General features: G+C 44.0%; 6 protein-coding genes. 1 reads left to right on the top strand and 5 read right to left on the bottom strand.

Annotation, left to right across the window (positions count from 1 at the left end; all coding sequences use genetic code 11):
• Window positions 1-222: 222 nt before the first annotated feature.
• Window positions 223-918 (bottom strand): DUF5039 family protein, encoded by a 696-nt coding sequence (locus tag BUC01_RS21730; RefSeq protein ID WP_034524726.1) that lies wholly within the window; start codon window positions 916-918, stop codon window positions 223-225.
• 124 nt (window positions 919-1,042) lie between these two features.
• On the opposite strand from BUC01_RS21730, the gene guaA reads away from it, so the two are divergent.
• Window positions 1,043-2,596 carry a glutamine-hydrolyzing GMP synthase gene (guaA, locus tag BUC01_RS21735; protein ID WP_025835297.1) on the top strand — a complete coding sequence of 518 codons (1,554 nt, stop codon included), beginning with the start codon at window positions 1,043-1,045 and terminating at the stop codon, window positions 2,594-2,596.
• Window positions 2,597-2,647: 51 nt separating this feature from the next.
• On the opposite strand, the gene BUC01_RS21740 is transcribed toward guaA, so the two are convergent.
• From BUC01_RS21740 to BUC01_RS26190, 4 genes are all read right to left on the bottom strand, one after another.
• Complete coding sequence (locus BUC01_RS21740; RefSeq protein WP_051568869.1) at window positions 2,648-6,913, bottom strand: two-component regulator propeller domain-containing protein; 4,266 nt, start codon at window positions 6,911-6,913, stop codon at window positions 2,648-2,650.
• 77 nt (window positions 6,914-6,990) lie between these two features.
• Window positions 6,991-7,305, bottom strand: coding sequence for an L-rhamnose mutarotase (rhaM, locus tag BUC01_RS21745; RefSeq protein WP_025835300.1), 315 nt, complete (start codon window positions 7,303-7,305; stop codon window positions 6,991-6,993).
• Between the two features lie 19 nt (window positions 7,306-7,324).
• Window positions 7,325-8,731, bottom strand: coding sequence for a glycoside hydrolase family 88/105 protein (locus tag BUC01_RS21750; RefSeq protein WP_073314888.1), 1,407 nt, complete (start codon window positions 8,729-8,731; stop codon window positions 7,325-7,327).
• 51 nt (window positions 8,732-8,782) lie between these two features.
• On the bottom strand, window positions 8,783-11,989 hold the full coding sequence (locus tag BUC01_RS26190; protein WP_025835301.1) for an alpha-d-galacturonidase: 3,207 nt from the start codon (window positions 11,987-11,989) through the stop codon (window positions 8,783-8,785).
• Window positions 11,990-12,048: the final 59 nt, after the last annotated feature.

A 12,048-nucleotide genomic window follows, 5' to 3' on the forward strand; every position in this document is an offset into this window, starting at 1 on the left:
AACCGTTTTTTGGGGGGAATGCTTAAAGATACAAAAAAGGCAACTAACTCGCAATGAATTAGTTGCCTTAAATTTTATTATTTTAGGAATATCCCTAATACCCTGTCGACAAGGAGTTAAGAGTTTGTCGACAAACTCCTAACTCCTTGCTGATAAACTCTTGACTCCTTGTAAAGTGTTGTTAATCAGTGTGCCTTTGTTGTGTCTTGAATGGGCTTTATCTTACTTGGATGGAGTTATGTGATATTTTAATTTTTGATATTCCTGAAGCACTTCTCTTTGTAGATTTTCCAGCAGTCTGATTTCTACAGATAATTGATTGAGAGCGGCATTGGAGTTGAGAATATTTTCGCGCTCTTTGTAATCTATGATGCCATTGGGTACCACTTCCTGTTTATTCTTGCTTTCTTCCAGCATATAGCGTGCGGCGGCTATGTAGTAGCTCCTGAGAGCTTTCTGTTCTTTATCTCGCATGGGGCGGTAGTCCTTATTCTCATCGGATAAACGGCGATAAAAATTATTCATGGCTACGTTGATTTCTTTACGTGTTTCTTCTTTAGCGGTATTCCGGTAAGCAGAGTCCAGTTGTGCGTACTCGGGATAAGTATTCAACATCTTTTTCAGTTCGTCTTTAGCGGTTTCATAGGCTTCTTTGGAAGCAGCCAATTCTTGGGGTTTTAATTCGAAAATGATATAAGTCAGTTTCGGTTCATTCTTGATGTTTACTAACTTGTTGGATGCGCTGCAGGCATCCAGGTATTTTTCCATAAGTGTCCAACTGAACAGTAATTTCTTTTGCTGTAGATCGGTACGCATGACTTCGAGTGATTTTTCTAACTCAGCAATTCTGTTTTCCTGTGCTTGCAGGCATACGATATTACATAAAAGCAATAGTAGTAAAGCACTGATTTTTCTCATGTTTTCCTGTGTATTAAATGATTTATTTATTTGCAAATATAGATTTTCCGCTCTATAATTCCTATTATTCCCTCAGTTTTTCATACTTTTGCAGCTCATTTTAAACTAAATCCATACAGATTATATGCAGGAAAAGATTATCATTCTTGATTTCGGTTCGCAGACTACACAGCTCATCGGCCGTCGTGTTCGTGAATTGAGTACATATTGCGAGATTGTTCCTTACAATAAGTTCCCGAAAGGAGATAAGAGTGTAAAAGGAGTTATTCTCTCAGGCAGCCCGTTCTCTGTATACGATGAAAGTGCATTCAAAGTTGATTTAAGTGAAATTCGTGGAAAGTATCCTATTCTGGGTATTTGCTATGGTGCGCAATTCATTGCTTATACGAATGGCGGTAAGGTGGAACCTGCCGGAAGCCGCGAATATGGGCGTGCACATTTGAGTTCTTTCGATAAGGACAATGTGCTGTTCAAGGGCGTGAAAGAAGGTTCGCAAGTGTGGATGAGCCACGGTGATACAATTACAGCCATCCCTTCCGGTTTCAAGAAAATAGCTTCAACGGACAAGGTGGCGATTGCTGCGTACCAGATAGAGAATGAGCAGGTATGGGGTGTACAGTTCCATCCCGAAGTATTCCATTCGGAAGATGGCACGCAGATGCTGAAAAATTTCGTGGTGGATGTTTGCGGTTGCAAACAAGACTGGAGTGCGGCTTCATTTATTGAAACGACTGTTGCCGAATTGAAAGAACAGTTGGGGGATGATAAAGTGGTTCTTGGTTTGAGTGGTGGCGTGGATTCTTCTGTGGCTGCTGTGCTGCTGAACCGTGCTATTGGCAAGAATCTAACTTGTATCTTCGTTGACCACGGCATGCTTCGCAAGAATGAGTTCAAGAATGTGATGCACGATTATGAATGCCTCGGTCTGAACGTAATCGGTGTAGATGCCAGTGCTAAGTTTTTTGCTGAATTGGCCGGAGTAGCGGAACCGGAAAAGAAACGTAAGATTATAGGTAAAGGCTTTATTGACGTATTCGATGAAGAAGCCCATAAAATTAAAGATGTGAAGTGGCTGGCACAAGGTACTATTTATCCTGATTGCATTGAGTCTCTTTCTATCACCGGAACGGTTATTAAGAGTCATCATAATGTAGGTGGTCTGCCCGAAAAGATGCACTTGAAACTTTGTGAACCACTTCGCTTGCTGTTCAAGGACGAAGTTCGTCGTGTAGGTCGTGAGTTGGGGATGCCCGAACATTTGATTACCCGCCATCCTTTCCCCGGACCGGGTTTGGCAGTGCGTATTTTGGGCGATATTACTCCTGAAAAGGTAGCTATCCTGCAAAATGCGGATGATATTTATATCCAAGGTTTACGTGACTGGAAAGTGAAAGATGCTGATGGCAACGAGACTTCCCTTTACCATCAGGTTTGGCAGGCAGGTGTTATTCTGCTTCCCGTACAGTCGGTTGGTGTGATGGGTGACGAACGTACATATGAACGTGCGATTGCGCTGCGCGCTGTAACTTCTACGGATGCTATGACGGCAGACTGGGCACATTTACCTTACGAATTCCTGGGCAAAGTATCCAATGACATTATTAATAAGGTGAAAGGGGTAAACCGTGTAACCTATGATATTTCGTCAAAACCACCTGCAACAATAGAGTGGGAATAGTAAATAGTATATAAGAAAAAGAGCCCGAAGCATTGCTTCGGGCTCTTTTTCTTAGTCATTCTTCCCCCGCAGATATACTGATGGCGAATGCCCAAACTGCTTCTTGAAGCATTTGCTGAAATAGAACGGGTCTTCAATACCCACTTTATAGGATACTTCCGCCACTGTATAACGGTTTTCGAGTAACAGTTCCGCAGCTTTCTTCATTCGGATGATACGCATGTATTCATTGGGAGAATAGCCGGTCACTCCCCGCACTTTGCGATAGAATGTAGAGCGTCCCAATCCCATAATAGAAGCCAGGTCATCTACTGCAAATTCACTATTGCCAATCTGCTGTTCCAGAATGGCTTGAAGCTTATCTGCAAACTGCTTATCCTTTTCTGATGTACAGATAGTGGGTGTTATCATGCCAGGTTCGTCCGAAAACTTTTTCCGCAATTTCTCCCGTTGTTTTATCAATTGGAAAGCTCTTGCCAGCAATAACTTGGGACTGAAAGGCTTGGTGATATATGCATCCGCCCCGCTTTCTACTCCTTTCAGGTGATTTTCGGCAGAACTCATTGCAGTTAATAATATGATGGGGATATGACTGGTATCGAAATCACTCTTAAGTTTGCGAGTTACTTCAAAACCTGTCAGCCCTGGCATCAATACATCGCAAATGATGAGGTCTGCATCATATGTACGTGCACGTTCCAGACCGGAAACTCCGTCAGCTTCGGTCACTACTTCGAAATAAGGTTTGAATTCGTCTTTCAGGAATTCCCGTACATCATTGTCATCCTCTATGATTAGCAACCTGTATAGATTGGAAGGCTCTCTTGCTTCTATTTCGTTAACTTCCGGAATATCAGTCTCTTCTTCACTTTCCTTTTTGTAGGATTTCTCTTCCAGGAATGCATTGTGTGGTATCAGGAAGTCTTTTTCTTCGTATACGCTTGTTGCTGTAGGGAGTAAGACAGTAAAGATGGAACCACCTCCCTGATTTTCATCATAAGTGATAGTGCCTTTATGTACATTCACCAATTCATGTGTCAGGTGCAGGCCTATTCCGGTACTATTGCTGGAAAAGTTGCTTTGCATAAAACGCTTGAATAGTTCTCCCCGTTTTTCTTTGGCAATGCCGATACCGGTATCTGATACGGAAATTTCCAGACATTGCTTCTCCTCATCAACAATAGCCGACAGAATGACTTTACCATTGCTGGGGGTATACTTGAAAGCATTTGAAAGCAGGTTATAAACTACTTTATCCAGATTTCCTTTATCAATGAACATCTTGTAAGAAGCCACTGAAGGTTGAAAACGGAAATCCATGTTCTTGGAGGCTGCCGTATCTTTGAAGCTCAGGAAGATTTCATGAAGAAAGCCCATAACGTCCGTTTCTTCCAGAGAAAGGGCCAACTTATTGTTCTGCATCTTACGGAATTCCAGTAACTGGTTAATCAGACGCAACATACGTTGCGTACTTTTATTCATCACTTTCAGAGAATTAGCCATTTCTTTGGGAACCTTCTCCATACCTTGTATCTTTTCCAGAGCCCCCTGTATCAAAGTCAGAGGTGTACGGAATTCATGTGAGATATTAGTGAAGAATACCAACTTGTATTCCGTCAGTTGCTTTTCTACTTGTACTTTGTTCCGTAGGAGATTGAAATTCAGTACCAATCTGTATGCAATGTAGAGTATGACTAAAAACAACAAGGTGTAAGTCAGGAATGCCCAGGTCGTTTTCCAGAAAGGAGGGGTTACTATTATTTTTAAAATAGCTTCCTGATCTCCTGAAATACCGGTAGCATTACAAACTTTTACATGTAGATTGTATGTGCCCGGTGGCAAATTCTTGTAAGAAGCAAAACTTAATGGGGAAGGCTTGCTCCACTCCTTGTCGTAGTTCTCTAAACAGTAAGTATAGGTATAGCTATTACTCTCTGAATAATCAAATGTGGTGAAGTCTATTACAAAAGAGTTTTGGAAATACTTCAATTTAATTTCATCTGTGTACATCATTGCACTGTTCAACGGCGAGTCTATGTCTCTTGGGCGCATGGATATTCCGTTTACCTGTAGATTGGTGAACGTGACGACTGAATTAGGGATTGTGCCTTTTCCTATTCGTTCAGGATTGATTACTAATAGCCCGTAATTGGTGCCGAATAATAATCTGCCGTCCTTGCTGACGCAGGAGCTGTTATCACTATAGACATCTCCTAAAGTATAAGGTGAGAAGAAGAAATTGTCAAAGGTCTGCGTTTCGAGATTGAAGCGCGATATTCCATATTCCGTTGAAATCCATAGTTTACCTTGCTTGTCTTCTGCGATGGCTTGAACCATGTTGTTTACCAATCCGTTGAGGGTGCTGTAATGCTTGAAACTTAGATTTCTGTAATTGCTATCCGGGGTACACATGCTTAATCCGCCGCCTGATGTACCAATCCAGATATGCCCCTGAGTATCTTGGTAGATACATTTAATTTCATTACTGCGTATTTTTCCATTATTGTAATTGTATATCAGGTAGTTTTCAGGATTGGCCATCAGAGAGTCCGGGTGGAATACATATACCCCGTCGCTGTTTCCTATCCACATCCATCCATTCTTGTCTTCCATGATGGCGCGCGTTCGCTGTTGTCCGAAACCTTTATTCAGAAAATGCCGGAAGGTATACCCATGCTCACCCTTGATGGCTAAATCAAGTCCGCCGCCGAAAGTTCCTACCCACATTCGCCCTTTCCGGTCGCAATATAGGGTGAAGATGTGATTGTTAGAGATGGATGAAGCATCATCGCTCTTGTTTACATACCATTTACCGTCTATGCAGAGTCCGTCTCCACGGCTGCCCATCCATACTGTTCCGTTATTGTCTTCGGCTATTGCGTATATGTTGGAAGTGAAATGATATTGCTTTTTTTGCGTTTCCATTTGCGCATCATAGGTATACACCCCTCCGCCCCGCGTACCGATGCAGATTTCATTGTTTTTCAGTCGGGTTATCATTCGTATGGTATTTGAACGGTCTGACAAGGAAACGGCTTCCGGATAGATACGCTGTATACCTTCGTTCAGAATGGTCAGGCGGGCAACTCCGGCATATTCGGAACTGACCCAGATGGCACCGGAACTGTCTTCCATGATATATTGCAAGTAGTTGGAGCTAATGTGGCTGAAGCCATCAATTTGGAAATCGAAATGCTGGAGCTCTTCTGTAAAGGTGTTGTAAGCAAAGAGACCATTCCCGTAGGTTGATATCCAGATGATGCCCCGGGAGTCGTGTACCACGTGGTAACGTTCCATATCCACGTAGTTAAGTTTATCCGGAGTGCTCAGTTGGAGAGTCTTGATGGCTCGTGTTTTGGCATTCACGTACCATACTTTGCCTGTATGGTTGTAAATCCAATAATTACCGAGGTTGTCGGTCAGGACATTGCCATTCCGGATATCCAGCTCCGGTTGGCGGCTGACCTGGCATGTTTTCATGTCGAATATGTATCCGCCGGTAGAGGTAAATATCACCCAATCATCTTGCAGGCAAAGTGTTCCGTATATGGTGATATTGTTTCTTTCCTTTGGAAGTTGGGCGACTGTTGTTGTCGGATTACTTCCTTCCTTTTTAGAGATAATGCCGCCGTTTGACAGGAAGAAGATGCTTTTCTCAAAAGACTGGGCTGCGAAAGCATTGTGCTTTTCAACAATGACGCTTTTATCACCTACAATTTGGGATACACCGTAATTTGTTCCTACCCAGATACCTCCTTGTTTGTCTTGGTATACATAGGCAACACTGTCCGATGGTAAGTTCCCTTTATTCTTTTTATAGGTTACGGAAGTAAACGTATTGTTCTGGTATGTAACCCGCCGACAACCATTTCTGTTTTGCCATAGCCAGATATCCCCGTTGTCCGCTTCTATTTTACGGTCGTAATTCTGGCGGTATTCGTTGCAACCGGTGAAGTCAACAAAACAGTCTTTCTTTAAATCGTAGCAATTGAAGAACTCACCGGAAGTTTCTATCCATAGAAGGCCGTTTTTATCTTCACTGATAGTTCTGGCATGGTTGGTAGACAATGCTATCCGTCCTTTGCTTGATTCGCTTTCGGGCAAGAAGGTGACGAATGAATTACCGTCGTAGCGGCTGAGTCCATTCAAAGTGCCCATCCAGATGAATCCTTTGCTGTCCTGAAACATGTAACAGACAGAGTTGTTGGGTAGTCCGTCTGAAGTCGTCATATGGTTAGAACGTACTTCGATGGATGCGTAAGAATTTAAAATAAGGCAAAACAAGGATGTGCACAATAATAGAAAGTGCTTTTTCATATTTCATAGATTATTAGTACGTAACAAAAATACGGAAAAAAGTGCATTGAAACAGACCTTCAATGCACTTTTGTTTTTTAATCCATATGGAAGACTTCCGGCAATGGTATGGTTACCGGAGAATTATCAGGATTTACTTCCATTATATCCGCCATATAATTCCACCATTTTTGAACAATGGGATTGGTACCCATATCTTGTGATGACTTTTCACCTTTCGTTTTTTGACAAGCAAAGAGGATGTTGGTATCTTTGTCCCAATAGATGGAGTAGTCATATACCCCGCCGTCGGACAACATCTTTTTCAATTCCGGCCAGATGGCTGCATGTCTTTTTTCATATTCCTTCTCGAAACCGGGTTTCAGGAACATTTTGAATGCTTCTCTTTTCATGATACATTGTTATTAAGGGTTATTTGGATTCGGTTACACTAAAAATAGGCGCTGTTGTTTTCTGCTCGGTAGAGTAGTATTGTATGGCGCTGTCATTCATTTTCGGGTGTTGCTTGTTCAGTAGATTAATCATTTCGGCGCCTGCCCAGATGACGGGGCCATATCCATGAGCGGCATACACATTGACCGGGCGATAATAGTAGAATGCCGGGTCGAAAGCCATACCGGTGCCCACACAGGTACCTTCTACCTGTCCTTCTGCATTGATTTGTGTGGAAACAGCATGCCAGCCCAGTTGGGCTACAGGTCCGTAAGCCAGTGCATCCAGCCATCCTTTGTTGATTCCATGAGCCATGCAATATACATAAATGGCGGTTGCCGAAGTTTCCAGATAGGAGTCATTGCGGTCGAGTAGTTGGTGCCAGAAACCTTCTCCGCTCTGACAGGCAGCCAATCCACGGACATGTCCACGGAAGAGTTCCATCAGTTTGGCACGTTGGGGATGGTTTTCGGGCATTACATCCAGCACTTCGGTCATGGTGAGCAACGCCCAGCCATTGGCGCGTCCCCAATGAAAAGCAGGATGGTCTTGCATACTCTCTACCCAGCCATGGCGGAATAATTTCTTTTCAGGAACCCACATCCGTTCGGCAAACTGAAATATCTGACGGACAGCTTCGGCAAGATACTTTTGCTGGTTCTCTTTCGCTAATTGCGAGTACCAGGCAACGGGGGGAATTCCCATAAACATATCGTCCAGCCACAGGGTATTGAGTTGCGGGCGGGTGCGTGCAAATGTTCCATCAGCAAGACGGTATTCTTTGTTCAGAATGAAGTCGAGATAGTTCTCTATCAGCGGATATAGGTTGAGAGATTTATCCTGTAACTGTGCTTTTATCATGGCCGCACAAACGGCTCCGGCATCATCAAGAGCATGTGGAGTCAGAATTTGTTTCATCTGCGGGTCTGTAGTGCCATTCTTTTCAAGCATTTCGCGGAAGCGCGGGGCTACTTCGGCTAGGAAGTTGAAGCGGTCCGTCACATATTTCTTGTAGTCGGCGTCTCCGGTAGCTTCGGCAGCAGCCAGCATGGCGGAGTAAGTAACTCCCCATTCATAACTTGCGAGGCGGAAAGCGCCGCGTTCCAGTTGAGCATCGGCAGGCAGATTATTGTAATCGGTGATAACCTTTCCTGTTTTCTCGCTTACTACACGGGTAAGGGTAGTCTTTTCCAGGTAGCGGAGCACGCGGTCGATATCTGTTTTAACTTCGCTGGTTGTGAGTGCCTTATAAGGGACTTTATAAGCCGGTTGCAAGAGGTGCAACGGGGTATTTGAGTCATTAATGACTTCTTTTTTCTTCTGGGCATAAATGCTGATGCCGCTTAGTAACAAGGCACCTGTGATGCAAAGTGTCTTAATATTCATATTTTTTTTATTGTTTGGGGATGCTTGGTCTATTATTTAGCATCCTGGTTATTATTTAAATTCGTACCCTCTGAACTTCCCTTTCAAATCCGGGCCAAAATAGAATCCGGGCTGGGTAGGTTGATTATAAGCTACATTCTGCGTTGCAATACTGATGCGATAAACCGGATCTTCCAGGAAGGTATGGAAGCGGTAATCGGTTGCTACCGGAGACACATATAGGCGGAGGGATTTATTATCTTCAGAACGGAGAAGAACTTCTTCGCGCCAGTCGCCCGTGATGTCACCTTGCAGACAAGGATTGGCTTTGGTTCCATTGTTTGATACGGCTCCGGTGAAAGTAACCAAAGGTTTGCAAACGCCGGCTTCCCAGTCATATTTGGAAACTACATTCTTGTTCAGTAATTCGCGAAGCAAATCACCGTCCCACCATACAGCCATATTGATGGAGAAGGTTTTGATGTTCGGATTGACCACTTCACCTTTGATGTTGCGTAATCCTTTTGATTCCCATGACCACATTTCTACACCGGGGTTAGTTGGATCAATGTCTGCTGCCATGCAACGGCCTACGTCTATGCCACTTTTTACCTGAAAGTAGACCTCGCCTGTGGCTGCATCTCTGAAACTTGAACCATCTCTTTTATTTTCGTGGCAATCCCATACCTGAAGCCCCTTCATGGAAGGAGAGAATTTGGTCAGATGAATGGCATCTCCATGTCCCATTCGGGTGGAGTAGAGACCTTTTCCATTATTATCAATGGCACAGGAACCGTAAATGATTTCGTCGCACCCGTCCCCATCAACATCGGCTACACGGAGGTTGTGGTTTCCTTGGCCTGCATAAGCTCCATTACCTGGAGTATTACTGTCGAATATCCAACGCTGTTTCAAGTCCTTTCCATCCCAGTCGAAAGCAACAAGTACTGTGCGAGTGTAATAACCGCGACACATGACTGCACTTGGACGAATGCCGTCCAGATAAGCCACTGCTGCAAGAAAACGGTCGCTTCGGTTGGCACGGTTGTCTCCCCAATCTTCCAGATTTCCACGTTCAGGGACATAATTTATAGTTTTCATAGCCGCCCCTGTATGACCGTTGAATACAGTGAGGTATTCATTCCCAGTCAGGATGCGGCCCTGATTGCGGCGTGGGTCACCCGGTTCGCGATAGTCGGCAGCAGCATCGCCGATTACATTTCCTTGTCCATCGACAGTTCCGTCGGAAGTCTTCATAATGATTTCGGCGCGTCCATCGCCATCGAAGTCGTAAACCATGAACTGGGTATAGTGGGCGCCTGCACGAACATTATGCCCCATGTCGATACGCCATAGTTTCTCACCATTCAGTCGGTAACAATCAAAGAGTACGTTGCCTGTATATCCGTCATGGGCGTTATCATGGGCATTTGACGGATCCCATTTTAAGATGATTTCGTATTCTCCGTCACCGTCAACATCACCGATAGAAGCGTCATTAGGCATATAAGTATACTTTTGTCCTGAGGGAGTTACACCGTCTGCAGGTGTGTCGAGAGGTATATTGATGTATCCTATCGGTGCCTTGGCGGGTAGGGTATAAGCTCCTTCAATGTGTCCTGTTTCTTTTCCGTTCACTATCGGTTTTACAGTATAAGTTGCTGATTTCTTGCTTTTATAGGTATCGCGATAGAATGTTCCGGTATTGGCAGATACTTCTGCAATCTTTTTTCCGTCGCGGTAGAGGTTGAAAGCTGTGTTTTCCGGATCGGAAGAAAGATAACGCCAAGAAATTGCTACTTCCGAAGGATTCTCCCGGATGGCAACTACGCCTCTTCCTAATTTCTCCTTTTGTAGTTTAGAGTAATCGTAAGCCGGAGCATTGGCAGCATTGCGGAAGCGGTCGTAAGTCATATTCTCTTCTACCACATTTTCAACGTTCTGTACATTCTTTATGAATTTGGTGACTTCACCAGCATGTACATTCTTGATGAACACATTCTTTGCAGGTAGTTTGGCGTCACCTTTCAGGTCATAGATGGCCTCCGTACGTTCGCAGGATACATTGTTCATGTACAAGCCATCGATACGTGTAATCCGCTCTTCATAGGTCGGCACCAGATTGCGCCATTGGTAAAGTACATCGGTATCTATTTCCAGTATGCGCTGCATCTTTCCTGCTTTTACATTTTCCATGTGGATATTTTCAATGAAACCTCCTCTGCGGTGATTAGTCTTGGCAAAGAATAAGCGGAATACGGAGTCCGGTGCGGCACAATCATGCATGTATACATTGCGGATTCCGCCTGACATTTCACTGCCGATACCCAACAAAGTATGTCCCTTTATAATATCGCAGTTCCGGATAACGATATTCTCACATGGAGTATCCAAGCGCCACGCATCCTGGTTACGTCCGGCCTTGATAACTACCGCATCATCCCCTTGGTCGAATTTACAGTTTTCTACCAGGAAGTTGCGGCTCATTTCTAAATCGACGCCATCATTATTATGTCCGTGGGCGCGCACATCCAAATTGCGAACAATGCCGCCGTCACACAAATAAAGATGAATGGTCCAGAACGGGCTTTCGCGAATCTTGAACTGGTCGAGCAATACGTTCTGACATCTGTTGAAGTGTATCAGGTGCGGTCGCAGGTTATTTTCTCCCTTGGCCATCTGTCTTTCTTTCACAGGAACATCTGTTGAGGCCATTGTATATAGTTCCGCAAGTGCATCCATATGAAGTTGGGGGCACTTGAACCATTTACGCCAGGTATCCATGATGGGTTGAAGCGTTCCGGTTCCGGTAATGGCAATGTTCTCACAGTTGAAAGCATAAACTAGCGGAGAATAATTGTAACATTCCATACCTTCCCATGAAGTCATGACGGCAGGCAGATAATCGTCCGGATTATCAGTAAACCGCAGTACGGCATTTTCTGCCAAATGCAGATTGACATTACTCTTGAAATGGATAGGCCCGGTAAGCCACTCTCCGGCAGGAATGACTACACGTCCGCCACCGGCACGATTACATGCGGTAATGGCACGTGAAATGGCTTTTGTGTTGTTTGTTTTTCCATCAGCTACCGCACCGTATTTGGTGATAGGAAAATCACGATCGGGGAATATAAATTCCTTAATCGGTTCCATCGGGAAAGGCGCACTGACAGTTACTGTCTTGTATTTTGGGGCAGGTATAGCCCCTGATAGTCCAATGGCAATTATTGCAATAGCTGCAATACTTCCCAAAGATTTTAAAAAAGGTTTTTTCATGGTATATGTTGTTTCATTGATTGCAAAAATAGGGCAAAATAGGTTACTTTTCCATAGAA

The sequence above is a fragment of the Bacteroides stercorirosoris genome (genome assembly GCF_900142015.1).
Lineage (GTDB): Bacteria > Bacteroidota > Bacteroidia > Bacteroidales > Bacteroidaceae > Bacteroides > Bacteroides stercorirosoris.

Bases quoted from the DNA above. Each gene is read 5' to 3' on its own strand.
- BUC01_RS21740 (WP_051568869.1), bottom strand. From the start codon at position 6,913: ATGAAAAAGCACTTTCTATTATTGTGCACATCCTTGTTTTGCCTTATT.
- BUC01_RS21750 (WP_073314888.1), bottom strand. From the start codon at position 8,731: ATGAATATTAAGACACTTTGCATCACAGGTGCCTTGTTACTAAGCGGC.
- rhaM (WP_025835300.1), bottom strand. From the start codon at position 7,305: ATGAAAAGAGAAGCATTCAAAATGTTCCTGAAACCCGGTTTCGAGAAG.
- BUC01_RS26190 (WP_025835301.1), bottom strand. From the start codon at position 11,989: ATGAAAAAACCTTTTTTAAAATCTTTGGGAAGTATTGCAGCTATTGCA.
- BUC01_RS21730 (WP_034524726.1), bottom strand. From the start codon at position 918: ATGAGAAAAATCAGTGCTTTACTACTATTGCTTTTATGTAATATCGTA.
- guaA (WP_025835297.1), top strand. From the start codon at position 1,043: ATGCAGGAAAAGATTATCATTCTTGATTTCGGTTCGCAGACTACACAG.